The following is a 25444-nucleotide window of genomic DNA, read 5'->3' as shown; positions in this document are numbered from 1 at the left end:
CGTGGCATGGCTCCTACCCCCCTTCGAAACCGGATGCTGCTGCCAGCCACCGGTGGTCTCGTGGCGTTGGCCATCGCCGTCGGCTTCGGAGCCGTCAACAGCGGGGCCTACCGGGGCGAGCCACTGCCCCTGGATTCCGCCTGGATGGACACCGTCGGTCCCGGTCAGCCAGCCTGGGTACCTCCATCCGTGGTGCTTCATGAGGTCGGTGCGGGGCTCCCCGCCTTCGTGCTGGCGTCCATCATTGCCGGCACGCTGCTGCTGTGGGGGCGCGCCTGGGGTGCCGGGTACTTCCTCACAGCCGCGATCGCGAGCACTGCGCTGGTGGAACTGCTGAAGAACACCATCGGGCGACCGCGACCGGCGGATGCGATCATCGAGGTCGGATTCGGAAGCTACCCTTCAGGACACAGCGCCCGGGCGGCCATGCTGGCCGTGACCCTCGGCATCCTGATCCCGCGACTCTGGGTATGGATGCTCGGCTTCGCCTACATGCTGGCGATGATGTTCAGTCGCACGCAACTCGGGGCGCATTGGCTCAGCGACACGATCGGGGGTGCGCTCACCGGGGCGGCGGTTGCGTTGCTGTGCTTCGCGGTGCTTTCCAGACAGCTGCAACGCGAAGGTGAGCGGGCGCATCCGCCGCCGTGGCGCGCTCGCTAGCCCTTCGCCCAGACCGGGGCTGCCCCCTTGCGGGCGTCGCCGACGTGGTGCACCCGCAGGTCGTTGGTTGAGCCGGAGATACCGGGAGGGGAACCAGAGATCACCACGACCTTGTCGCCGATCTCGGCAAGCCCATCACGCAGCAGCACGTCTTCCACCTGTTCGTACATGGCGTCGGTGTGCTTCACCCGGTCCACCAGGTAGCCCTGTACCCCCCAGCTCAGAGACATGCGCCGCAGCGTACCCATCTGCGGGGTGAACCCGAGGATCGGGATGCCGTTGCGTAGCCGGGTCATCCGGCGCACGGAGTCGCCTGACTCGCTGAACACGCAGAGGAACTTTGCGCCGACGAACTCCGCGACCTCGGCAGCGGCTGCCGTGACGGCGCCGCCCTGCGTCCGGGGGGTCGTGCCGAGTGGTGGGATACGCTCCATGCCGTGCACTTCGGTCGACTCGATAATGCGCGCCATGGTCTGCACCGTGACCACCGGGTACTTGCCGACGCTGGTCTCACCACTGAGCATGACGGCATCCGCCCCATCCAGCACAGCGTTGGCGACGTCAGAGGTCTCGGCGCGAGTCGGAATCGGGTTGTCGATCATCGACTCCAGCATCTGGGTTGCGACGATGACCGGTTTGGCCATTCGGCGGCTCAGCTCGACAGCGTGCTTCTGCACGATCGGCACCGCCTCAAGCGGAAGCTCGACGCCGAGGTCGCCGCGGGCGACCATGATGCCGTCGAACGCGTCGATGATGGCTTCGAGGTTGTCGACGGCCTGCGGCTTCTCGATCTTGGCGATCACCGGAACCTTGACGTTCTCTTCGGCCATGATCTCGTGCACGCGGTCGATGTCTGCGGCGTTGCGCACGAAGGACAAGGCGATCAGGTCAGCCCCGAGTTTCAGGGCCCAGCGGAGGTCGTCCTCGTCCTTGTCCGACAGCGCGGGGACGTTCACGGCGACACCCGGCAGGTTGATCCCCTTGTTGTTGGAGACGGCGCCGGCCACCACGACCTTCGTGGTGACGACGATGCCGTCGGTCGAGACGACTTCCAGCTTGACCCGGCCGTCATCGATCAGCAGCGGGTCGCCCGGCTTCACGTCGGTCGGCAAGCCGGAATAGGTAGTGCTGCTGAGCTCCTTGGTCCCCAGGATGTCTTCAGTGGTGATCTTGAAAACGTCGCCGACAGCCAGGTGGTGCGGTCCGTCGGCGAACTTGCCGAGGCGGATCTTCGGGCCCTGCAGGTCGACCAGGATAGCGACGGCCTTCCCCAGGTCATCGCTCGCCTTCCGCACATTGCGAAAAACCTCCTCGTGCACGGCGTAGGTGCCATGGCTGAGGTTCATGCGGGCCACGTTCACTCCGGCGTCGATGATCGCTCGGATGTTCTCGTAGCTTGATGTTGCCGGGCCCAGCGTGGCAACGATTTTGGCGCGTCTCATAGATATCTTTCTTTTCTTCAGGTCACAGACCAGATTAGAGGGCGATTGCCCTGTCTGTTGGCTTCACGGGTGCCGGCAGCTCTGTCTCGCCCTGCAGGAAACGGTCGACGGATGCCGCAACCGACCGCCCTTCCGCGATCGCCCAGACGATGAGCGACTGCCCACGGCCGGCATCACCGGCGACGAACACGCCGGATTCACTGGTCTGATAGTCGTCGTCGCGCTCGACATTGCCCGCGTCGAGCGGCACCCGCAACTGCGTGCGCAGGGAATCGGACTCCGTTCCGCTGAAGCCGAGCGCGAGCAGCACCAGGTCTGCCGGGATTTCCCGCTCGGTTCCGGCTTTCGGCACCCGACGCCCGTCGAGGTACTCAGTTTCGGCGACCCGGATCCCCCGTACCTCCCCGACCTCGTTGGGGAGGAACTCCACGGTGGAGGCCAGGTAGACCCGCTCGCCGCCCTCCTCATGTGCGCTCGACACCTCGAACAGGGTCGGCGACATGGGCCAGGGCTGATGTTCGGCTCGCTCCGCCGGCGGCCTGGTCCCGATGGCGAGGTTTGTCACCGATAGCGCCTGCTGGCGGTGTGCCGTCCCGATGCAGTCCGCCCCGGTGTCGCCGCCGCCCAGCACGACGACGTGCTTGCCCGCCGCGGTGATCTGGTTGTCGACGCGGTCTCCTGCACCGACCCGGTTCTGCTGCACCAGGTACTCCATGGCGAAGTGGACGCCTGGCAGGTCGCGCCCGGGGATGGGGAGGTCGCGCGGCACCAAAGCGCCGGTGGCCACGATCACGGCGTCATAGCGCGATCGGAGATCAGCCCAGGTCACGTCGACGCCGACGTTCACCCCGGCCCGGAACCGGGTTCCTTCGGCCTGCATCTGCCGCAGGCGCATTTCGAGGTGTTTCTTCTCGAGCTTGAAGTCCGGAATGCCGTAACGGAGCAAGCCGCCGATACGGTCGTCGCGTTCGAACACCGCAACCGTGTGGCCGGCCCTGGTCAGCTGCTGCGCGGCAGCCAGCCCGGCGGGTCCGGAGCCCACCACGGCCACGGTCTTGCCGGTGAGGCGACCTGGCGGATGCGGTTCCACCCACTCGTTGGCGAACGCCTGGTCGATGATCGACACCTCCACCTGCTTGATGGTCACCGGCGGCTGGTTGATCCCGAGCACGCAGGAAGATTCGCAGGGTGCCGGGCAGAGGCGCCCGGTGAGCTCCGGGAAGTTGTTGGTGGCGTGCAGCCTTTCGATCGCCTGCCGTCCCTCCCCCCGGCGCATGAGGTCGTTCCACTCCGGGATGAGGTTGCCGAGCGGGCAGCCCTGGTGGCAGAACGGGATACCGCAATCCATGCAGCGCCCGGCCTGGCGGCGCAGTGTTGCGGCATCGCCTTGCTCGTACACCTCCTTCCAGTCCATCAGGCGAATGGATACCGGCCGCCTGGGGGGAAGCTCACGCTCGCGCGTCTTCAGGAATCCGCGTGGATCAGCCACCGGTCACCTCCATGATTCGTCCCCAGACAACGTCCCCGTCGGGGTCGAGCCCTTCTTCGATCGCCGCCTGCCTGGTCGCCACAACGGCAGCGAAGTCGCGGGGCAGCACCTTGACGAACCTGGCCAATGCTGTTTCCCCGGCTGCGAGCATCCGCTCGGCAAGTGTCGACCCCGTTTCCGCCAGGTGCCGCGTCAGGAGGTCCGTGACGATGGCCAGGTCCGCGCTGCCGAGAGGGAGGAGGGCGAGCTCTCCACTGCTGAGGGCTTCGCGGTTGACGCTCTCCCGGTGGAGGTCGTACACGTACGCTGTGCCGCCGGACATGCCGGCACCCAAGTTGCGGCCGGTCGTGCCGAGGATCACGGCCAGTCCGCCGGTCATGTACTCCAGCGCGTGGTCTCCGACGCCTTCGACCACGGCAGTGGCGCCGGAATTGCGCACCAGGAACCGCTCGCCGACCAGTCCACGGAGGAACATGCTGCCCTGGGTCGCGCCGTACCCGATGACGTTTCCAGCGATGACGTTGCGCTCGGCCGGGAACACGCTTCGATCGTCAGGGCGAACGATGATCTGGCCACCGGAGAGGCCCTTGCCGACGTAGTCGTTGCTCTCCCCTTCGAGCCGGATGGTGATTCCTGGCGGCAGGAAGGCCCCCAGCGACTGCCCGGCGGAACCGGTGAGCTTCACCTCGATGGTGCCGGTGGGAAGCCCGTGCTCGCCGTGGCGGAGCGTGACTTCATGGCCGAGCATCGTTCCCACTGCGCGGTCCGTGTTGCGCACCGGCAGCGAGATCGCTACCGGGTTGCCGGTGAGCAGGGCGTCGGATGCCCGCTGAATCAGCTCCATGTCGAAGTGGTTTTCCAGGTCGTGGTCCTGGGGGACGCGATTCGCCCTCGGTGCATCGTCCGGGAACGACGGCCCTTCGAGGATCGGGCTCAGGTCGAGTCCGCCGGCCTTCCAGTGCTCGATCGCCTGGTCTACCTCGAGTACTTCTTTGTGCCCGATCGCATCCTCGATGGACCGGAAGCCCAGTTCGGAGAGATATTCGCGCACCTCCTGGGCGAGGAATTCGAAGAAGTTGACGACGAACTCCGGCTTACCGGAGAAACGCGCCCGCAGTTCGGGGTTCTGGGTGGCAACGCCAACGGGGCAGGTGTCCAGGTGGCACACCCGCATCATGATGCATCCGGAGACGATCAGCGGTGCGGTGGCAAACCCGAACTCCTCCGCGCCGAGGAGTGCGGCAACGATCACATCGCGACCGGTTTTGAGCTGGCCGTCCACCTGCACGACGACGCGGTCCCGCATGCCGTTGAGCATGAGGGTCTGCTGGGTCTCCGCGAGCCCCAGTTCCCAGGGGGTTCCGGCGTGCTTCAGCGAGTTCACCGGGCTGGCGCCGGTTCCCCCATCGTGTCCGGACACCAGCACGACGTCCGCCAGCGCCTTCGCCACGCCGGCAGCCACCGCGCCGATGCCGCTCTGGCTGACCAGCTTGACGTGCACGCGGGCGGTCGGGTTGGCCCGCTTCAGGTCGAAGATCAGCTGCTTCAGGTCTTCGATCGAGTAGATGTCGTGATGCGGAGGCGGGGAGATGAGCCCCACGCCCGCGGTGCCGTGCCTGGTCCTGGCGATCCACGGGTAGACCTTGGCCGCGGGCAGCTGGCCGCCCTCTCCCGGCTTGGCTCCCTGCGCCATCTTGATCTGGAGGTCAGTGGCATGGGTGAGGTACAGGCTGGTGACGCCGAAACGGCCGGAGGCCACCTGCTTGATGGCGCTACGCCTGGCCGGGTCGAGAAGGCGATCGACGTCTTCTCCGCCCTCACCCGTGTTGCTGCGGGCGCCGAGCTGGTTCATGGCGATGGCGAGGGTTTCATGCGCTTCCTCGCTGATGGAGCCGTAGCTCATCGCTCCAGTGCTGAAACGCTTCACGATTGATGCGACCGATTCCACCTCATCGATGGGGACCGGCTTGCGGATGTTTGTTCTCAGCTTGAACAGACCGCGCAGGGTCATCAGGTTCCCGGCCTGGTCGTCCACGAGCTTGGTGTAGTCCCGGAAAATGTCGTAGCGCCGGCTCCTGGTGGCGTGTTGCAGCCGGAAGACGGTGTCTGGGTTGAACAGGTGTGGTGGCCCGTCCCGGCGCCATTGGTATTCTCCGCCGACAGCCAGCCGCTCGTGCGGGCGCTGACCGTCATGCGGGTAGGCGCCCTCGTGCCTGGCCAGGTTCTCGGCGGCGATCACATCGAGCCCGACGCCATCGAGTCGGCTGATGGTTCCAGTGAAGTAGCGGTCCACGAACGAGCGAGACAGCCCGACGGCTTCGAACGCCTGGGCGCTCGAGTACGATCCGACGACGGAGATGCCCATCTTCGACATGATCTTGAGCACGCCCTTCCCGAGCGCCTTGATCAGGTTGTGCACTGCCTCTTCCGGCGTGACCCCGGTGATCATTCCCCGGCGCACCAGGTCTTCCGCCGTTTCCATGGCCAGGTATGGGTTGATCGCGGCAGCGCCGAAGCCGATCAGCAGGGCGACATGGTGCACTTCGCGCACGTCGCCGGCCTCGACGATGATGCCGACCCCCAGGCGGTTCTCGTTTCGGATCAGGTGGTGGTGCACGGCTGCGAGCATGAGCAGCGAGGGAATCGGGGCGAGGTCCCTGGTGGAGTCGCGGTCGGACAGCACGATGTAGCGTGCGCCACCCCGAATCGCGTCGTCTACTTCCGCGCACATGGCATCCAGCCTGGACTCCATCGCCTGTGGCCCGTCATCCACCCGGTAGAGGCCCTTCACCGTGGTGGTGGTGCGGTTGCCGGGCGACGCGTCGATGTGCTGGATCTTTGCCAACTCGTCGTTGTCGATGACCGGGAAATCGAGCACGATCTGGTACGCGTGGGCGGGGGTTGCCGCGAGGAGATTGCGTTCCGGTCCGAGGTTCTGTGTCATCGACGTCACGACCTCTTCCCGGATCGAGTCGAGCGGCGGGTTGGTGACCTGCGCGAATTGCTGGGTGAAGTAGTCGAACAGCAGCCGCGGCCGGTCGGCGAGAACAGCGATGGGAGTGTCCGACCCCATGGCGCCCAGGGGCTCCACCCCGTGCTGGGCCATCGGCGCCACCAGGATGCGCACTTCCTCCTCGGTATAGCCGAAGGTGCGTTGGCGCCTGGTGACGGAAGCCGGCGTGTGCACGATATGTTCGCGTTCCGGGAGGTCCTTGAGATTGATCCGCCCGTTCTGGAGCCACTCGCCCCATGGTTCGGACGCCGCAAGCTCCGCCTTGACCTCGTCGTCTTCGACCAGCCGCCCGGCCTCCGTGTCGACCAGGAACATCCGCCCCGGACGCAGGCGACCTTTTCGAACGATTCGACTCGGCTCGATGTCGAGCACACCGGTCTCGCTGGCCAGCACAACCAGTCCATCGTCGGTGATGAGGTACCGGCCCGGGCGCAAGCCGTTGCGGTCCAGGGTTGCCCCGACCAGCGTGCCATCGGTGAACACGAGAGCGGCTGGGCCATCCCACGGCTCCATCAGCATGGAGTGGTACTCGTAGAAATCGCGTCTGGCCTGGTTGATGTCCGCCCGGTTCTCGTACGCCTCGGGGATCATCATCATCACGGCGTGCGGCAGCGATCGTCCGGTCAGGCTGAGGAGTTCGACGACCTCATCGAACGACGCCGAATCGCTGGCACCGGGCGTGAGGATCGGCAGGATCGGGTCGAGGTCACCGAGGAGTTCGGACTCGAGCTGCGATTGGCGCGCCCGCATCCAGTTGCGGTTTCCCTGAACGGTGTTGATCTCGCCGTTGTGGGCGATCATCCTGAACGGCTGGGCGAGCGGCCACGACGGGAAGGTGTTTGTCGAATAGCGCGAGTGCACCAGTGCCAGCTTGGAGGCGAACCGCTCGTCGCTGAGGTCCGGGTAGAACGGCTCCAGCTGCAGAGTCGTCACCATGCCCTTGTAGACCAGGGTACGGCAGCTCAGCGAAGGGAAGTAGACGGTGAGTTCGCGCTCGGCGCGCTTGCGAAGACGGAACGCCTGCCGGTCGAGGGCGATCCCGGACAACCCGGCGCCCGCCGCATCCGTGCGGATGCTGCTCAGGAAGAGCTGTTCGAACGCGGGCATGGCCGATCGGGCCAGGGTTCCCAGTTCAGCGGGGCGAACCGGGACGGTCCGCCAGCCCAGGACAGCCAGGCCCTCCCCGTCGGCGAGGCGGGCAATCGTGTCCTTGATGCCGGCCCGTTCGGCCTCGTCTTCTGGCAGGTAGGCGATGCCGACGGCGTAGCTGCCCTGCGCCGGGAGGACGAAGTCCACCACGGCCCTCAGGAAGGCATCCGGAATCTGGGTGATGATGCCCGCGCCATCTCCGGTGCCGGCATCGGAGCCGATGGCTCCACGATGTTCGAGGTTGCGGAGCGCCTGGAGGGCTGTGGCGATGATGTCATGACCGGCTGTGCCGCGAAGCGTCGCGACCATGGCTAACCCGCACGCGTCGTGTTCGAGTGCGGGGTCGTACAGTCCGGTGGCGCTGGGAGTTGCGCTGAAGCGCTGGAGGGCGAGCGATCGTACGGCGGGCGCTGAGCTCTGCCTGGGGCGTACGGGGATTTCGGAATCGGTGAACATGCAGAACCGTCCTCGCGTCAGAAGAACCTTGCGTGTGGGACGTCGGCGGCCCAAAGAGCAGTCACACGGCAGGGCGAGGGTTCGGCCCGACATCAATCCTTGAGGCTAAGACCTGGACTGAGGCTAAGACTTGGCGCTGGACCCGCTTGTGGCGGACGGTGCTGCGCCGTTGGCTACAGGGGAAGCGAGTTCGGAATGCCTGGCGTCGTCATCGTCGTCATCTTCGCTGTCTGTATAGGTGTCGTCAGAGTGTACAACAGCATCCGGCTCCCATTCGCGTCCCGGAACATAGACACTCGGTTCCAGTCCAGGATGGCGGCGTGCCTGCACCACGAGGATGACCACGCCGATCAGGATCGCAGCAAGCGCCGCCCACACGTTCGTGCGGACGCCGAGGAAGATCTCACTCGGGTCGATGCGGATCGACTCCCACACGGTGCGTCCCACGCCGTACCAGATGAGGTAGACGGCGAAGAGACGACCCCACTGCAAGCGATACGCGCCCGGGATCAGGGTCGGAACGGAGTAGCCGGCAATGTCCCTGCGGCCGAGGCGGTACTTGCGCTCGAGGTAGAGCAGCACCAGCACACCGAGCACATTCCAGATGACCTCGTACAGGAACGTCGGGTGGAAGAGTGTGCCTTCCGGCAGCCCGGCAGGGAACGCCGGGTTGGTCGATTCGATCTCCAGGCCCCAGGGCAGGTCGGTCGGAAGGCCGAACAATTCGTGGTTGAACCAGTTTCCGAAGCGTCCGAAGGCCTGTGCCAGCAGGATGGCCGGCGCGAGCGCATCCGCGAAGCTCCAAAACCGCACCCCGGTGACCCGGCAGCCGATGTAGGCGCCGACGGCGCCGCCGAGGAGCGCACCGAAGATCGCGATGCCGCCCTCCCAGATGTACAACGTTCGCATCAGGTCGGCGCCGGGGAAGAAGTAGTCGTCCGGGTGCGTGACCACGTGGAAGATCCGTGCGCCGATGATGCCCAGCGGCACGGCGAAGAGGCAGATGTCCAGGATGACCCACGGCTCACCGCCGCGGCGGACCAGGCGGCGATTGGTCATGAAGGCAGCGACGAAGATGCCGATCAGGATGCAGACGGCGTAGGCGCGGATCTCCAGGTTGAAGGTGGCCCACTCCAGGCCGAGGTCGCGCAGCCACTGGCCGACGTTGAAGGACTGCCAGTCGTAGCTCGGGCTGGGAATGCTCAGGGGCAACAAGGAACTGGTCGCCTTTCGTTGTCTGTCGATCGGGTGGCTCTGGCCGACTATGGCCTCGGCCGGCTCACTGAGAACTGCGTGAACAGCCTAGTTGGTTGCGTATGACAGGTGATTACCGGGTACCGGCCGAAAGCTCGGCGGCCACCCGGGCCAACGCCGGAACTCCTCCATCGGACAACGCCTTCACCAGGACGGAACCCACGATGGCGCCATCCGCGTATTCGAGCACCTCGCGAACCTGGTCGGCGGTGGAGATGCCGATTCCGACACAGGTACTGGTTGACCCGGCTTCGCGCAATCGTGCAACCAGGGAGCGTGCCGCGCTGTCGACATCCGACCGGGCACCGGTGATGCCCATGGTCGAAACGGCGTAGACGAAACCACGGGTGGCGTGCACTGTGCTCTTCAGGCGTTCGTCCGTTGAGGTGGGTGCGGCGAGGAAGACCCGGTCGAGTCCGGTGCGGTCGCTGGTCGCAATCCAGTCGGCGGCGGAGTCCGGGGTGATGTCCGGGGTGATGAGTCCGGCCCCGCCCGCGGCGACCAACGCGTCGGCGAACCGATCGACGCCGAACTGCAGGACCGGGTTCCAGTAGGTCATCACCAGCACTGGCACATCCACGCGGGCACGGATCGCCTCGACCGCGGTGAAGACGTCGCGCAGCCGGAAGCCGTTGCTGAGCGCGGACTGGGTCGCCTGCTGGATGACGAGGCCGTCCATGACGGGGTCGGAGTATGGCACACCGAGTTCGAGAACGTCGGCGCCGTTCTCGGCCAAGGCGACGGCGGCATCAATGCTCGTCTTCAGGTCGGGGAAACCGACGGGCAAGTAGCCGACGAGGCTCCCATTGCCTTCGGTCTTCCTCGCGCGGATTCTCTCCTCAACGGAATGCACGGTCGTGGTCATTCCTGTCGTGCTCCTTCGTCCATCAGCCCGAACCAGCGTCCGGCGGTTGCGACGTCCTTGTCGCCGCGTCCACTGAGGTTCACCAGGATCACTGCGTCTTTCCCGAGTTCCTTGCCGAGCCGGATGGCTCCGGCCAGGGCGTGCGCGGACTCGATGGCGGGGATGATTCCCTCGGTGCGGCTGAGCAACTGCAAGGCATCCATTGCTTCAGTATCAGTGGCCGGCAGGTAGCTCGCACGGCCGATGTCGGCGAGCCAGGCGTGCTCCGGTCCGACGCCGGGATAGTCGAGGCCGGCGGAAATCGAGTGCGATTCGATGGTCTGGCCGTCGTCGTCCTGCAGTAGGTAGCTGCGTGCGCCGTGCAGAACGCCGGGGCGTCCTCGTTCGATGGAGGCGGCGTGCCTGTCGGTGTCGACGCCGTCTCCGGCTGCCTCAATCCCGTACAGCGCGACATCCGCGTCGTCGAGGAAGGCGTGGAAGATGCCGATGGCGTTCGATCCGCCGCCGACACAGGCCATGACGGCGTCGGGCAGCCGGCCGGTGAGGTCGAGCACCTGCTGCCTGGCCTCTTCGCCGATGATTTTCTGGAAGTCACGCACCATGGTGGGGAACGGATGCGGACCGGCCGCAGTTCCGAAGATGTAATTGGTGGTCTCCACCGAGGTGACCCATTCGCGGTACGCCTCGTTGATGGCGTCTTTCAGCGTGCGGGACCCGGTCGTCACCGGGACGACATTGGCGCCGAGCAACCGCATTCTGGCCACGTTGAGGGCCTGTCGCTCGGTATCGACCTCGCCCATGTAGACCGTGCAATCAAGCCCGAACAACGCGGCCGCGGTCGCAGTGGCCACGCCGTGCTGTCCTGCACCGGTCTCGGCGATCACGCGCGTCTTGCCGAGCCGCTTGGTCAGCAATGCCTGACCGAGGACGTTGTTGATCTTGTGCGATCCGGTGTGGTTGAGGTCTTCGCGCTTGAGGATGATGCGCGCTCCCCCAGCATGCTCGGCGAATCGGGCGACCTCGGTGATGATGGACGGGCGGCTGGTGTAACTTCGGTGCAGCTCAGCCAGTTCCGCCTGGAACTCCGGGTCGTCCTTGGCCACGTCGTAGGCTGCCGCCAGTTCGTCGATTGCCTTGATCAGCGATTCGGGCATGAAACGTCCACCGTACTCGCCGAAGAATGGTCCTGTCTGGTCTCGTAGTGCCATCAGACGGCCCGGAATTCTTCGAGAGCCTTCACCGGATCCCCGCCGATGACGAGGGCCTCACCGACCAACACGACATCGGCGCCGGCCTGCCGGTAATGCGCCACGTCAGCCACGGACTTCACTGCAGATTCTGCGACGCGGATGACGCCGGAGGGAATCCGGTCGGCCAGCCTCCCGAAGAGGTCCTGGTCCATTTCGAAGGTATTCAGGTCGCGTGCGTTCACACCGACCAGCCCGGCTCCGACCTCCAGCGCCCGGCTCACCTCTTCGGCGTCGTGCGCCTCCACCAGCGCGGTCATCCCGAGCTGGGTGACCAACGCGTACAGTTCCTGCAGGGTCGGCTGGTCGAGCGCGGCCACAATGAGCAGCACGATGTCTGCACCCGCCGCACGTGCTTCGAACACCTGGTACGGCTCGGCGATGAAGTCCTTGCGCAAGACGGGCAGGCTCACCGCATCCTTCACCGCTTCAAGGTCGGCGAGTGACCCGCCGAACCGCCGCCGCTCGGTGAGTACGCTGATCGCGCTCGCGCCGCCGAGCTCGTAGGAGACGGCCAATGCTGCCGGATCCGGGATCTGCGAGAGCAGACCACGGGAGGGACTGGCGCGCTTGACCTCGGCGATGATCTTCACCCGTTCGGCCGGCGCAAGCGCCTGCATGGCGTCGATGGCCGGCGCTCGGCTCAGCGCCGCCGACTCCACCTCAGCGAGGCTGCGGCGCAATCTCCGGCTGGCGGCGTCCTCCCGCGCACCACCGACGAGGTCGGCGAGCAGGGAGCCGGTCTGCAGGTGACCGATGGATGTCTGGTCGGTATTCACAGCCAGGCGTCAGTTATCGCCCGGAGTGTAGCGGGAGCCGCCTACCCCGTAGCCGGCCCTCGTCATCGTCCAGCCGACAATCGCGCCGACGACGATGAGCGCGCCCGCACCCCAGACGATCAGCGGAACGTCGAGCCAGAACCCCACCGTGCCGATAGCGAACGCGATCAGCATGATGATGACCGAGGTCCATGCTGCGGGTGAGTGGCCGTGTCCGGGGTCTGAGATGTCTTCGTTCATGGTGCTCCTTAACGCGGGTGAATTCTCGAAAAGTCTATCGTGACGTGGGATCTGAGCCATCGCTCAAGGAGTCCCAATCCGAAACCGCGGAGCGCGGGGCATCCGCCTCCTCCAGCCGGACGCTCTGGTACCGGCTCGTCGCCGTGGGCCAGGTGCGAGCGGTGACGACGATGAGGACGCCGGTCAGTGCCATGAGGACGCTGATGACCATCGTGATTGCCGGCCAGGGAGTGGTGGAAGCTGCCGTCACCAGCGCCTCGATCGACTCACCACCGGAGATTCCGGTTGTCTGGGTGACGAGTGGCGTCGAGGCGGCAACGGGATCCACGATCGCGCCCCAGGCGGAGATCCCGATGCTCGCCCCGATTGCCACCTGAAGCAGGCCCAGGACGATTCGGAAGGCAGGGCCGGCGATGGCCAGCGCCGCCACCAGGGCAAGGCCGGCAAGGCCGAGGGCCGCGAGTGCCGGTGCAGCGACTTCGCCGGTCACCGGGATGGCCTGGCCCGCACCCTCGCCGCCGAGGTTCACCACGAACCAGGTCATCGTCCACGACAGCAAGGTCAGGGCGCTGAACAGGAGGCTCAGGAGGAGGCTGATCGGCTTCAGACGGCGAATCATCTCAACGCACCCGCCGCATAGCGTTCGCCACGGCAACCGCGCGGAGCGGAGCGGCAGCCTTGTTCTGCGATTCGACGAACTCCGTGCGCGCGTCAGAGTCGGCGACCAGGCCGGCGCCGGCCTGAACGCGGGCGACACCCCCCGAGATCGTCGTGGTCCGGATGGCGATGGCCAGGTCGAGGTTTCCGGCGAAGTCGAAGTAGCCGACCACGCCGCCGTAGAGGCCGCGCTGGGCGACCTCCAGCTCGTCGATGATCTCCAGCGCCCGGGGTTTCGGTGCACCGGAGAGCGTGCCTGCCGGGAACGTCGCTGTGAAGACGTCCAGCGGTGAATGTCCTGGTGCCAGGTCGCCCTCGACGCTGGAGACCAGGTGCATGATGTGGCTGAATCGCTCCACCTGCATGAACTCGGTGACCTCAACAGAACCTGGAAGACAGACTTTCTGCAGGTCGTTCCGGGCGAGGTCGACCAGCATCAGGTGTTCAGCACGCTCCTTCGGGTCACCGATCAGGTCTTCGGCGAAGGTGCCGTCCTCATCGGGCGACGCCCCACGTGGGCGGGATCCGGCGATCGGGTGACTGTAGACCCGACCGGACTCCACCTTCACCAGCGCCTCAGGAGACGAGCCGACCACCCAGTACGGTTCGCCGTCGGGGGTGTCCAGCGCCAGCAGGTACATGTACGGGCTCGGATTGAGCGTTCTGAGCACCCGGTAGACGTCGATCGGTTCGGCGGACACCTCGTGGTCGAAGCGTTGCGAGATGACCACCTGGAAGACATCCCCATCGTGGATGTACTGCTTCGACCGCTCGACGGCTGCCGCAAACTCCGCCTCGGTGGTTCGTGCGACCGCGGTCGGCTCACGAGCAAGGTCGACTTCTGCCAGCCACGCTTCTGCCGGTTCGGCAAGCCGCTCCTGCATGGAGCCCAGCCTGGCCTGCGCGTCGAGCCACAACTGGTCCGGATCGTCCACCCCGTCGTTCAACGCGGTCGCCACCAGGAGCACAGAACCGGTTCGGTGGTCGAGCACCACCAGTTCGGAGACGAAGCTGAAGGCCTGACCCGGGATGTCGTAGTCGGCCGGCGGAACATCGGGAAGCCGCTCGATCTGGCGCACCGCCTCCCAGCCGATGAAGCCGACCAGGCCCCCGGTCAGCGGCGGATGTCCTTCGACGGCTGGGGTTGCCCAGCGGGCATGGAGGTGCGCGACCGCGTGCAGGGGGGTGAGCGGATGCTCGGGGCCGAGTGCGCGCTCGGCGGAGATTCCATAGTCCAGCCAGGTCACGGCATCCGCCCTCTGGGTGAGGACACCGAATGAGGAGACGCCGATGAACGAGTAGCGGGACCAGATGCCGCCCTGCTCGGCCGATTCGAGCAGGAACGTGCCCGGCCGGCCGTCCGCCAGCTTGCGGTAGATGCCGACCGGGGTTTCGCCGTCGGCGAAGAGCTGACGGATCACCGGGACCACGCGGTGATCGTCCAGGAGGTCGTTGAATTGCTGGCGGGTCGTCGAACTCACGGCTGCTCCACCTCGGGTGCGAAACGGTTCGAGGCGACGTCGAGCGGGTCGACGTCGAAGCAGGAGTGCGCGCCGGTGTGGCAGGCGGCGGCAACGGCTTCGACGGTGACCAGGATGGTATCGGCGTCGCAGTCGAGAGCGGCACCGCGAACGTGGAGGTGGTTTCCGGAGGTGTCGCCCTTGCGCCAGTACTCCTGCCTGGACCGGGACCAGAACGTCACGAGGCCCTCGGTGAAGGTGCGCCGCATCGCCTCCGCATCCATCCAGCCCAGCATGAGCACCTGCCGTGTGCCTGCTTCCTGGATGATGGCGGGAAACAACCCGTCGGCATTGAACCTGGTTCGCTCGATTGCCGCTTCCAGCTCGTCCGGGGTCATGCCGGAACCTCCCTCACGTCGACGCCGGCCGCTGCCAGCTCCCGCTTGACATCGCCAACGGTGAATTCGGCATTGTGGAACACGGATGCCGCCAGTACGGCATCAGCGCCGGCCGCGATCGCGGGCGGGAAGTGCTCGAGCGCCCCCGCTCCCCCGCTGGCGATCAGTGGCACCGTGCTGACCTCGCGCATGGCACGCACCAGCTCGAGGTCGAAGCCCTGCTTGGTGCCGTCGGCGTCGATCGAGTTGACCAGCAACTCCCCTGCGCCACGTTCGATCGCCTCGCGCGCCCAGGCGAGGCCGTCGAGGTCGGTCTCGGTTCGGCCACCGTGGGTCGTCACCACGAAGCCGGATGGCACGCGGTTCGAGCGCTTCAGGTCGAGCGAGAGCACCAGCGCCTGGGAACCGAAACGGTCGGCGATCTCGGACAACAACTCTGGCCGGGCGATTGCGGCGCTGTTCACGCCGACCTTGTCCGCCCCCGCTCCCTGAAGGCGGGCGACGTCGTCGACGGAGCGCACTCCGCCACCGACCGTGAGCGGTATGAAGACCTGCTCCGCCGTGGCGCTGACCACATCGTAGGTGGTCGCCCGGTTGTCGACCGTCGCCGTCACGTCGAGGAAGGTGATTTCATCCGCCCCCTGCTCGTAGTACTTGCGGGCCAGCTCGACCGGATCGCCGGCATCGCGAAGGTTCAGGAAGTTCACGCCCTTGACCACGCGGCCGGCCGCAACATCCAGGCACGGGATCACGCGCACGGAGACGCCCATCAGAGCCTGGCTGCGTGGATCGGACTGACCAGGATGGCGCGCGCGCCCAGGGCGTACAGCTGGTCCATGACGTGGTTCATGCCGGCGCGCTTCACCATCGAACGCACAGCGACCCAGTTCTTGTCGCGCAGCGGCGAGATCGTCGGCGATTCGAGTCCTGGCGTGATCGCCGAAGCTGCCTCGATGAGTGCAGCCGGGAGGTCGTAATCCATCATCACGTATTGACGCGCCACCAAAACTCCCTGGAGGCGACGCTGCAGCGTCTGGAGACCCGAAGGCGGGGTGGGGGCGCTGATCAACACAGCGGATGACTCGAGGATGACCGGTCCGAAGATCTCCAGCCCCTGCGCCCGCAGGGTAGAACCGGTCGAGACCACGTCGGCGACGGCATCCGCCACCCCCAGCTTCACTGCGGACTCCACGGCGCCATCCAGGCGGATCAGGTCGGAGGTCACGCCATGCCGGGTCAGGAAGTCACCCACCAGTCCCGGATAGCTGGTCGCCACCCTCTTTCCGGCGAGGTCGCCGAGCTCGCGGTAGCTGTCGCCGGGGCCGGCAAACCGGAATGTCGAGGCTGCGAAATCCAGTTGGGCGACCTCGACCGCCTCCGAACCGGAGTCAAGCAGCAGGTCGCGCCCGGTGATGCCGACATCGAGCGCCCCGGAGCCGACATACGTGGCGATGTCACGCGGGCGGAGGTAGAAGAACTCCGCATCATTCGCCTGGTCGCTGACCGTGAGAGCGCGCGGATCCCGGCGACCCGCATATCCGGCCTCGTGGAGCATCTCTGCTGCGGTCTCGGCCAGCGAACCCTTGTTGGGCACTGCAATGCGAAGCATGGTGGTCTTTCTGTTCAGCGTTGGGGCGGTCGATGACACACATGCGCGCTACAGACCGCAGCGCGCTGAGGGTCACAGATGTCGGTACACGTCCGCCGTCGACAGGCCCTTGGCAAGCATCAGCACCTGCAGGTGGTACAGCAGCTGGGAGATCTCCTGCGCCGTCTCGTCGTTCGACTGGTACTCGGCCGCCATCCACACCTCAGCGGCCTCTTCGACGATCTTCTTGCCGATCGCATGCACACCGGCGTCGAGCTCTGCCACGGTGCCGGAACCGGCTGGCCGGGTCTGGGCTTTCAGCTCCAGTTCCTCGAAGAGGTCGTCGAAGGTCTTCACAGTGTCAAGGCTACTAGCCCCGCCACCGTGTGACGCTTCAGCTGACACCAAGGAGGTCGATCACGAAGATCAGTGTGCGCCCGGAGAGCTGGTGCCCTCCGCCTGCCGGTCCGTAGGCGAGGCTCGGCGGGCAGATCAGCTGGCGGCGCCCACCGACCTTCATTCCGGGGATGCCCTGCTGCCAGCCGGCGATGAGGCTTCCCAGGGGGAAGTTGATGGACTGCCCGCGGCTCCAGGAGGAGTCGAACTCTTCGCCGGTCTCGAGGTCGACGCCGAGGTAGTGCACATCGACGGTCGCGCCGGGGGTTGCTTCGGCTCCCTCGCCTGTCTCAATGTCGGTGATGACGAGTTCGGTGGGAGTTTCGCCGTCGTAGAAGTCGATTTCCGGCTTGGTCTTGTTGGTTTCGCTCATTCGCCAATTCAACCACTTCAGCCCTGCGAAAGTGCCCGTTCCGGACGATAGTGCCCGGCGGAACGGACGCAAGCGACCGGAACGGGAACTATTGGTGGGCGTGAGCGGATGCCGCCTGCCGCAGCAGGCCGATTTGCGCGGCGCGGTCTGGCGAGCCGAACACGCTGGAACCGGCGACGAAGGTGTTGGCTCCGGCAGCGGATGCTATGGCGATGGTGTCCTGGTTGATGCCGCCGTCGACCTGCAGCCAGACGTCCAGCCCTGACTTCGAGACGGCCTCCGCCAGTGACCTCAGTTTCGGCATGGTCTGCTCCATGAAGGACTGCCCGCCGAAACCGGGTTCGACCGTCATGACGAGCACCTGGTCGAATTCGGGCAACAGGTCGAGAAGTGATTCGATCGGTGTGCCCGGTTTGACGGCGATGCCCGCCCGGGTGCCGATCTGCCGCAAGCGGCGCGCCAGTGCCACTGAGTCAGCGGCGGCCTCGGCGTGGAAGGTCACCGAGTAAGCGCCGAGTTCCGCGTAACCGGGTGCCCACCGGTCCGGATCCTCGATCATCAGGTGCACATCCAGCGGGATCGGGGACACCTCCTGGATACGGCCGACCATCTGCGGGCCGAACGTCAGGTTGGGGACGAAATGGTTGTCCATGACGTCGACGTGAACCAGGTCGGCCGACGCGATGGCGTGCAGGTCGGGCTCCAGGTTGACGAAGTCTGCCGAGAGGATGCTGGGGTTGATGCGCACGGTCATGTGCCGAGCCTAACGATGAACGCCCAGCCGAATCAGGCGGGCACTCCGCCATCGGCTGGCACCGCGCCATCAGCTGGCACCTTCTGCAGCAGGCAGATGAACATCGCGTCGGTGCCGTGCCGGTGTGGCCACAACTGGACGCTGGTGTCGGAGGGTCCGAGGTCCAGCGGGGAGCTGGCCACTCCCTGAAGCACCTCAGCCGTGTTGAGTTGCACAACCGTGCCATCCGCGGCCCTCACCGCGTTCTCCACAATGAGCCGGGTTTCGCCCAGGTGGGGTGAGCAGGTGACGTAGGCGAGGAGCCCACCTGGCTTGAGGGCCGCCAGCCCGGAACTGAGGAGCTCAGCCTGCAGGGCGGCGAGCTCCGGCACATCGCGGGGCTGCTTGCGCCAGCGTGCCTCCGGACGACGACGGAGCGCGCCGAGGCCGGTGCACGGTGCGTCGATGAGTATTCGGTCGAATTGCTCAGGAAGGTTCTGGCCGAAAGTGGTGCCGTCCTGCACCAGTACCTGCGGTGGTTCCGCGAAAACGGCCAAGGCGTTACGCACCAGCTGGGCGCGGGCGGGAACCACCTCGTTGGCGACCAGTGTTGCGCCGCCAGTCAGCGCCTCCGCTGCGAGCAGTGCCGCCTTCCCGCCCGGACCTGCACAGAGGTCGAGCCAGCGTTCGCCCGGCTCGATCGGTCGTGCACGGCTGAGTGCCAGCGCCGCCAGCTGTGAGCCTTCGTCCTGGACCCGAACCCGCCCCTCCCGCACACCGGCCAGGTTCGCCGGGTCGCCGCCGTCGCTCACCGCTGCCACCGGGGAGTACTCCGCTTTCCTCTCGCCGGCTACCTCGCGCACCGAGGCGAGGCCGGGGAGGGCGACCAGGCTGACTTTGGGCGCCCGATTGTCGGCCTCCAGCAGGCTCTCCAACTCATCCGCCCTCCCCTCGGCACTGAGCGCCTGCCGAAAGGCACGGACGATCCACACCGGATGCGAGTGCTCCAGTGACAGCCGTTCGTCATCGTTCCGCGGGTTGCTGAGCACCCGGGCGCGCCACTCGTCCGGAGTCGTGCGCGTCACGGTTCGGAGAACCCCGTTGACGAAGCCGGTTGCCGACCGCGACGCGACCTCCCGCGCCTGGTTCACCGCTTCATCGACAGCGGCATGCTGCGCGACCCTCATCGACAGCAATTGGTGACAGGCGAGCCGGAGAACGTCCAGCACGGCCGGGTCGATCTTGTCGGTCGATCGCGCGGCGGCGAGAGCGATGACGGCGTCGTAGTAGCCCTGCCTGCGGAGCGTGCCATAGGTGAGCTCGGTTGCCAGGCCGGCATCCGGGCCGTAGAGCCCAGCCCGCTCGAGCTTGACCGGCAGCAACAGGTTCGCATAGGCATCCGACTCCCGAACCGCACTGATGACCTCGTAAGCCACGCGTCGTGCCGGCTGGATCCGTGGACCGCTCATCGGTTCGCCGCCTGATCAACGCTGGAGGCGGCATCGGGCTGGCGACCCCGCCACCAGTCCGCAGCGGCCATCGCCTTCTTGCCGGCCGGATGCACGCGCACCAGTTCAATCGGGTCCGTCGCCGTACCGATGACCGGGCGGCCATCCACCTCGCCGAGCCGCCCGGGAGGCAACCGTGGCGTGCCGTGCGCGATCGCCGCTTCGAGCACCTTCACTCGAACGCCGTCAAGCTGGGTGAAGGCCCCAGGCTCCGGGGTCACCCCGCGGATCTGGCCACCCACCATGGTCGCGGGAGCGGTGAAGTCGATCCGGCCATCCGCCAGCGACAGTTTGGGTGCCAACGTCACGTCGCCCTGTTGCGCCTCAGCCCTGGCTGTGCCGTCCGCGAGGGCGTCGATGACGCGAAGCAGCAGCCCGGCACCGCCATCCGCCAGCGACTCCAGGAGGTGACCGGCCGTCTCGTGTGCGCCGATCGCCTGGGTGAACTGGCCGTACAGCTCGCCAGCATCCAGTTCGGGGACCAGCTGGAAGACGGATGCGCCGGTCACGTCGTCGCCGGCCATGATGGCGCGCTGCACCGGCGCAGCCCCCCGCCAGCGGGGCAGGAGGGAGAAGTGAAGGTTGATCCAACCGAGCCTGGGAACGGAAAGCAGCGGCTCGCGCACCAGGCCGCCGTAAGCCACGATCACCCCGAGGTCTGGAGCCAGGGCGTCGACCTCCGAGGTGACCGCGGAGTCCAGGCGATTCGCCTTGATCAGCGGGAGCCCGTGCGCCGCCGCTTCCAGGGCGACGGCTGTCTCGGTCATGATCCGCTTGCGTCCCTGTGGGGAATCTTCCCTGGTGATGACGGCGGCAACCTCGTGGCGTGAACCGGCGATCAGGCGCAGGCTCGGCACCGCGGCATCCGGGCTTCCGGCGAAAACCAGTCTCATTCCGCTCACGGACATCCCATCAATTGGCGAACGGTTCGGAATCATCGAACCGCACTTTCAGTGTAGGCAGCGCAGGAGGACGCCCATCACCGGGCGGCACCCGCTTACGCCTGGTGGTGGCGTTGCGGATGATGGCGGAGCGAAGAATGGACGCGACCTGGCTTCCCGCACCGTACTCGAACCGGACGATCGCCCGCACACCGTCCTCGACCGCCGTCGGTCCGAGCACGTCAACGCCGGCCACCTCTGCTGCGGCGGCGACGGCCGTGTCCACGGCGTCCGCGCTGCCGGTGACCGTCGCAACACGCACCGCTGGCGGAAAGCGCAGCCGGCGACGATCGGCCAGCTCGGAACTGACATAGTCGGAGAGGCGCCAGGTCGCCATCGCCGTGGCCAGCGCACCGCCGACACCGACCAGGATCACCGGACCTCCCGGGGCCGCGAGAGCTGCGGCATTGGACCACCAGCGCAGGCAGTCCTCCCCCACCCTCAGCGCTTCTCGTGCGAGCATCCGCTCCCCGTCCAGCAGCAGTACAGCGCGGTAACCTCCGTCGGCGACGGGTTCTGCGCCCCGGGTGGAGATCACCAATGCCGGCTTGCCTGGAACGGTCAGCAGCGGGCGGTCGCCGTCGGCCACCACGACCTTCACGCCGGGAAAGGCGCGCCCCAGGTCTTCGGCCGTTCGCGTCGAACCCTGGCCGACCAGCCGGTAGCGCTGCCCGCCGCAATTGTTGCAGGACCAATTGGCGGCGATGGCCCCACACCAGTGGCAGGACGGCGCCCCGCGGGCAGACTTCATCCCCAGCGGACCTTCACAGACGGTGCAGCGGGCCGATTGCCCACAGCTGTCACAGGCCAGCCGCGGCGCGTAGCCGGGCCTGGCCACCTGCACCAGCACCGGACCGTCGCGCACAGCGTCGCGGGCAAGCTGCCAGGCACTGGACGGGATACGGGCGAATGCCGCGTGGGGATTGTCAGCGCCCTGGCCTGCAGTCGGAATGACCTTCGGGAGATATGCGCGCTGGGGGCGCACCTCGGTCGCCCACCCGTGCTCAACGAGCCGCTGCACCTCCGTGCTGCGGGTGTGTCCCAGGAAGACCAGCGCACCGCCCTGTTGCTCCTGGCGCACCAATGCGGCGTCCCGAGTGTGCACGTAGGGGCTGAGCGGCTCGGCGTGCAGCGGATCGGAGTCGTCCCACAAGCCGATCAAGCCCAGGTTCCGGGCGGGCGCATAGACGACGGAGCGGTTGCCGACAATCACGCGCGCCTGCCCATCGAGGCAGGCCAACAGGTCGCGGTAGCGTTCAGGGTTCGCTTGTCGGGCATCCAGCCGAACCAGCCTGTCCGCCGGGAGCATCGCGGCCAGGGCCAATTGCAATTGCTCCTGATCGCGGTAGTCGGGAACAGCGAGGATCGCCGACTTGCCGGATGCGACCACCTGGGTGGCCAGAGCGGCAAGTGTCACCGCCCAGTGCCCTACCCAGGAGCCATCAGGCAATTGCACCAGGCGCGGGATCGCGTCGACAGCGAGTCTGCCGCCGTGCTCGAGGACTGCCTCGAACGCATCCGACGGGTAGTCCTGAACCGAATTGGCCTCCACGGGCGACAACACCGGTGTCTGAGCGGACAACCAGGCCTTCTCGACACGCACCTGGCGTTTCGGCACCGCGAGCCTCACCACGTCGTTCGCGCTGCCGGCTGCACGGTCGGCCAGGCGCCGAGCCAGCGTGTACACCTCCGGCGCCAGCACCCGGACAGGCGACGCGACGGAGTCCAGTTCGCTCAGCACACCGGTGTAGTCGACCGAGTCAACGAGCTCGACAATGAACCCTTCGGCGATCCGGCCGGCCGATCGCAGGGGTACTTTCACGCGCACGCCCGGCACCGCGGCATCCGCCAGGTAATCGGGGATCGAATAATCGAAAAGCCGGTCCAGCTGGGGCAACGACGAATCGATCAGGACCCTGGCTATCGGCGCCGAGCGTGCCACTACTACAGCCCTGCCATTGCTACGGCCCCATCATCGCTACGGCCCGGCACTGTTAGAGACGGCACTGCTGGAGACGGCACTGCTAGAGACCGGCACTGCTGCGCAGGTCGTCGACCCGATCCAGCCGCTCCCAGGTGAAGTCGGGAAGCTCCCGGCCGAAATGACCATAGGTGGCCGTCTGGGCGTAGATCGGACGCAGCAGGTCGAGGTCACGGATGATCGCAGCCGGGCGGAGGTCGAACACGTCATTGATGGCGCGAATGATCACGTCGTCGTCGACAACGCCGGTTCCGAAGCTCTCCACGTACAGGCCGACCGGTGCCGACTTGCCGATCGCGTAGGCAACCTGCACTTCGAGCCGCTCCGCGAGCCCGGCGGCTACCGCATTCTTGGCAACCCAGCGCAACGCGTAGGCGGCGGACCGGTCGACCTTCGAGGGGTCTTTCCCGCTGAACGCGCCACCGCCGTGCCTGGCAGCACCGCCGTAGGTGTCGACGATGATCTTCCGCCCGGTGAGACCGGCGTCGCCCTTCGGGCCGCCGATCTCGAACTTGCCCGTCGGGTTGATCAGCAAGGTGGCCCCTGAGGCGTCCAGGCCGGAGGCCTCGAGCACCGGATTGATCACGAACTCCGCCATGTCGGCGGCAAGGGCCGACATCGCTATTCCCGGCGCGTGCTGGGTGGACAGCACCACGGTGTCGATTGTGCGCGGAACCAGGCCCTCGTAACCGATGGTCACCTGGGTCTTGCCATCCGGCCTCAGGTAGTCGAGTACCTGGCTCTTGCGAGCCTCCGCAAGCCGCTCAGAAAGTCGGTGCGCCAGCCAGATCGGAAGCGGCATGTACGACGGAGTCTCCGTCGTTGCGAAGCCGTACATGATGCCCTGGTCGCCGGCGCCCTGGTGGTCGAGCGGGTCTGCTCCGTGCCCTTCGCGTTCTTCCAACGCGCTGTCGACGCCCTGCGCGATGTCGGGCGACTGGGCGCCGATGGAAACCGTCACACCGCAATTGCTCCCATCGAAGCCCACCTCGGACGAGTTGTAGCCGATGCCCGTGATGACTTCGCGCACGATGCGGGGAATCTCGACGTAACCGTCGGTGGTGACCTCGCCGGCCACGTGCACCAGTCCGGTCGTCACCAGGGTCTCGACCGCAACCCGGCTCCGCGGGTCCTGTTCGAGCAGGGCATCCAGGATGTGGTCCGAGATCTGGTCGCAGATCTTGTCCGGGTGCCCCTCGGTCACGGATTCCGAGGTGAACAGACGAAGCGGGGAGGTCATCGGGGGCCCTTCAGTCAGTTCGAGCCTGGTCGTCGTGCAGTTCGAGGGAGCACGCTCACGCGAGCAGGTCGAGAATACGATCAGCCACCGACGCCTTGCTCCCGGTGGCCTCGCTCACTATAACGCCGGCCGCATCGAGCACGACGACCGTGTTGCCTTCTGTGGCAAACCCCTCCGACCATCCCACAGTGTTGAGGACGAGGTAATCACAGCCCTTCCTGGCGATCTTCTGGCGTCCGAGCTCCAGCAGCCGCTCCGGATCCGTCTCGGTTTCCGCACCGAAGCCGATGATGGTCTGACCGGGCTGCCGCGAGGCGACCAGCCCGGCGAGAATGTCCGGGTTCTTCACCAGATTGATCGACAGGCGGTCGCCGGTCACTTCTTTTTTGATCTTGCCCTCGGCAACCGCCTCCGGCCGATAGTCGGCGACTGCTGCAGCCATGATCACCACGTCGGCGCTCGGCGCGACGCCGCTCACCGCCGTCTCGAGTTCGCGGGTGGAGCTGACCGGTAGCAGGCGTACGGATGCCGGCACGGCTACTTCGAGGTTCGCGCCGATCAGCGTCACCTCGGCTCCCCTGGCGGCCGCAGCGACGGCAATCGCAACGCCTTGCCTGCCGCTGGAGCGGTTGCCGATGAAGCGCACCGGGTCCAGTGGCTCTCGGGTGCCCCCTGCGGTGACCAGGATGTGCGTGCCGGCCAGATCCTGTGCCAGGACCGCGGCGAGGGCTGCGGACACCACATCGTCCGGCTCCGACATCCGACCAGGGCCGGAGTCCCGCCCGGTGAGTTGCCCGATGGCCGGCCCGACCACCACGACTCCCCGGCTGCGAAGCGTTGCCATGTTCGCCACTGTGGCCGGGTTGGCCCACATCTCGGTGTGCATCGCCGGCGCGATCACGAGCGGTGCAGTGCTGGCGAGGATCGTGTTCCCGAGAAGGTCGTCGGCCAGTCCGTGCGCAATCCTGGCGATCGTGTTGGCGGTCGCCGGCGCAACGACGATCAGGTCAGCAGCCTGGCCGATGGCCACGTGGCGCACTTCTGCGACCCCTTCGTAGAGGTCGCTGTGCACCGGATTCCGGCTGATGGCCTCAAGGGTGGGCCGCCCCACGAAGCGAAGCGCGGCATCCGTGGCAACGACGTGGACATCATGCCCGGCGAGCACCAGCGAACGGACGACGCCGATCGCCTTATAGGCGGCGATCCCGCCGGTCACGCCGACGACGATATTCAAGACTGGTGTGCTCACAGAGCCATTGTCCCTGATCGCGGACAATGGGAGTGAAACCTGGGCTCGCTACTCGGCGAGGGGCTTGAGAACCAGCTTGTCTTCGTTGATCTCGTGCATCGCGACCGACAGGGGCTTGTCGTCGATGGTCGAGTCGACCAGCGGGCCGACGTTGTCGAACAGGCTTCCCTCATGCAGGTCGGCGTAGTAGTCGTTGATCTGGCGGGCACGCTTCGAGGCGAAGATGACCAGCGCGTACTTGGAGTCGACCTTCGAAAGCAGTTCGTCGATGGGCGGGTCGATGATGCCCTGTGAACGTTCGACCATGGTGGATGCTCCTTGAA

At 66.5% G+C, this 25444-nt stretch carries 23 protein-coding genes; 1 reads left to right on the top strand and 22 read right to left on the bottom strand.

The window, feature by feature from the left end:
* Nucleotides 1-6: 6 nt before the first annotated feature.
* A complete protein-coding gene (locus tag ACX3O0_RS04440) occupies nt 7-663 on the top strand; it encodes a phosphatase PAP2 family protein (protein WP_459106912.1) in 657 nt (218 codons plus the stop codon).
* Here the strand turns inward: ACX3O0_RS04440 and pyk are convergent.
* The 22 genes from pyk to rpoZ form a co-directional block, all read right to left on the bottom strand.
* Nucleotides 660-2105 (bottom strand): pyruvate kinase, encoded by a 1446-nt coding sequence (gene pyk, locus ACX3O0_RS04435; protein WP_459093372.1) that lies wholly within the window; start codon nt 2103-2105, stop codon nt 660-662. The genes ACX3O0_RS04440 and pyk overlap by 4 nt on opposite strands.
* A gap of 34 nt (nt 2106-2139) precedes the next feature.
* Nucleotides 2140-3594, bottom strand: coding sequence for a glutamate synthase subunit beta (locus ACX3O0_RS04430; RefSeq protein WP_459093371.1), 1455 nt, complete (start codon nt 3592-3594; stop codon nt 2140-2142).
* Nucleotides 3587-8212: a glutamate synthase large subunit gene (gene gltB / locus ACX3O0_RS04425; protein WP_459106911.1), complete on the bottom strand. Its 4626-nt coding sequence runs from the start codon at nt 8210-8212 to the stop codon at nt 3587-3589. The genes ACX3O0_RS04430 and gltB overlap by 8 nt, the downstream gene beginning before the upstream one ends.
* A 123-nt stretch (nt 8213-8335) precedes the next feature.
* Nucleotides 8336-9418: a prolipoprotein diacylglyceryl transferase gene (gene lgt, locus ACX3O0_RS04420; protein WP_459093486.1), complete on the bottom strand. Its 1083-nt coding sequence runs from the start codon at nt 9416-9418 to the stop codon at nt 8336-8338.
* 121 nt (nt 9419-9539) lie between these two features.
* Entirely contained in the window at nt 9540-10331 is a 792-nt protein-coding gene (trpA, locus tag ACX3O0_RS04415; protein WP_459093369.1) for a tryptophan synthase subunit alpha, read from the bottom strand.
* Complete coding sequence (trpB, locus tag ACX3O0_RS04410) at nt 10328-11539, bottom strand: tryptophan synthase subunit beta (protein WP_459093368.1); 1212 nt, start codon at nt 11537-11539, stop codon at nt 10328-10330. The genes trpA and trpB overlap by 4 nt, the downstream gene beginning before the upstream one ends.
* Entirely contained in the window at nt 11539-12312 is a 774-nt protein-coding gene (gene trpC, locus ACX3O0_RS04405; protein WP_459093485.1) for an indole-3-glycerol phosphate synthase TrpC, read from the bottom strand. Before trpC ends, trpB begins: the two co-directional genes overlap by 1 nt.
* Before the next feature lie 54 nt (nt 12313-12366).
* The gene (locus tag ACX3O0_RS04400; protein ID WP_459093367.1) at nt 12367-12597 is read right to left on the bottom strand and encodes a DUF6704 family protein; all 231 of its coding nucleotides are present in this window, start codon (nt 12595-12597) and stop codon (nt 12367-12369) included.
* Between the two features lie 34 nt (nt 12598-12631).
* Nucleotides 12632-13216 carry a Trp biosynthesis-associated membrane protein gene (locus ACX3O0_RS04395; protein ID WP_459093366.1) on the bottom strand — a complete coding sequence of 195 codons (585 nt, stop codon included), beginning with the start codon at nt 13214-13216 and terminating at the stop codon, nt 12632-12634.
* 1 nt (nt 13217) lies between these two features.
* Complete coding sequence (locus tag ACX3O0_RS04390) at nt 13218-14735, bottom strand: anthranilate synthase component I (RefSeq protein WP_459106910.1); 1518 nt, start codon at nt 14733-14735, stop codon at nt 13218-13220.
* On the bottom strand, nt 14732-15112 hold the full coding sequence (hisI, locus tag ACX3O0_RS04385; protein WP_459093364.1) for a phosphoribosyl-AMP cyclohydrolase: 381 nt from the start codon (nt 15110-15112) through the stop codon (nt 14732-14734). The genes ACX3O0_RS04390 and hisI overlap by 4 nt, the downstream gene beginning before the upstream one ends.
* Entirely contained in the window at nt 15109-15882 is a 774-nt protein-coding gene (hisF, locus tag ACX3O0_RS04380; protein WP_459093363.1) for an imidazole glycerol phosphate synthase subunit HisF, read from the bottom strand. Before hisF ends, hisI begins: the two co-directional genes overlap by 4 nt.
* Nucleotides 15882-16721, bottom strand: a complete 840-nt coding sequence (gene hisG, locus ACX3O0_RS04375) for an ATP phosphoribosyltransferase (RefSeq protein WP_459106909.1) — start codon at nt 16719-16721, stop codon at nt 15882-15884. Before hisG ends, hisF begins: the two co-directional genes overlap by 1 nt.
* A gap of 72 nt (nt 16722-16793) precedes the next feature.
* Entirely contained in the window at nt 16794-17057 is a 264-nt protein-coding gene (locus ACX3O0_RS04370) for a phosphoribosyl-ATP diphosphatase (RefSeq protein WP_459106908.1), read from the bottom strand.
* A gap of 37 nt (nt 17058-17094) precedes the next feature.
* A complete protein-coding gene (locus tag ACX3O0_RS04365; RefSeq protein WP_459093360.1) occupies nt 17095-17469 on the bottom strand; it encodes an FKBP-type peptidyl-prolyl cis-trans isomerase in 375 nt (124 codons plus the stop codon).
* An 88-nt stretch (nt 17470-17557) separates the two neighbouring features.
* Nucleotides 17558-18223 (bottom strand): ribulose-phosphate 3-epimerase, encoded by a 666-nt coding sequence (gene rpe, locus ACX3O0_RS04360; protein ID WP_459106907.1) that lies wholly within the window; start codon nt 18221-18223, stop codon nt 17558-17560.
* 32 nt (nt 18224-18255) lie between these two features.
* The gene (locus tag ACX3O0_RS04355; RefSeq protein ID WP_459106906.1) at nt 18256-19671 is read right to left on the bottom strand and encodes an RsmB/NOP family class I SAM-dependent RNA methyltransferase; all 1416 of its coding nucleotides are present in this window, start codon (nt 19669-19671) and stop codon (nt 18256-18258) included.
* Nucleotides 19668-20603, bottom strand: a complete 936-nt coding sequence (locus ACX3O0_RS04350; RefSeq protein ID WP_459108445.1) for a methionyl-tRNA formyltransferase — start codon at nt 20601-20603, stop codon at nt 19668-19670. The genes ACX3O0_RS04355 and ACX3O0_RS04350 overlap by 4 nt, the downstream gene beginning before the upstream one ends.
* A 19-nt stretch (nt 20604-20622) precedes the next feature.
* Nucleotides 20623-22593, bottom strand: a complete 1971-nt coding sequence (locus ACX3O0_RS04345; protein ID WP_459106905.1) for a primosomal protein N' family DNA-binding protein — start codon at nt 22591-22593, stop codon at nt 20623-20625.
* Nucleotides 22594-22675: 82 nt separating this feature from the next.
* Complete coding sequence (gene metK / locus ACX3O0_RS04340; protein WP_459093356.1) at nt 22676-23872, bottom strand: methionine adenosyltransferase; 1197 nt, start codon at nt 23870-23872, stop codon at nt 22676-22678.
* A 55-nt stretch (nt 23873-23927) separates the two neighbouring features.
* Entirely contained in the window at nt 23928-25106 is a 1179-nt protein-coding gene (coaBC, locus tag ACX3O0_RS04335; protein ID WP_459108444.1) for a bifunctional phosphopantothenoylcysteine decarboxylase/phosphopantothenate--cysteine ligase CoaBC, read from the bottom strand.
* A gap of 63 nt (nt 25107-25169) precedes the next feature.
* The gene (rpoZ, locus tag ACX3O0_RS04330; protein WP_459093355.1) at nt 25170-25427 is read right to left on the bottom strand and encodes a DNA-directed RNA polymerase subunit omega; all 258 of its coding nucleotides are present in this window, start codon (nt 25425-25427) and stop codon (nt 25170-25172) included.
* Nucleotides 25428-25444: the final 17 nt, after the last annotated feature.

Source organism: Homoserinimonas sp. A447 (assembly GCF_054489325.1).
This window is presented reverse-complemented; position numbering and strand designations above follow the sequence as displayed.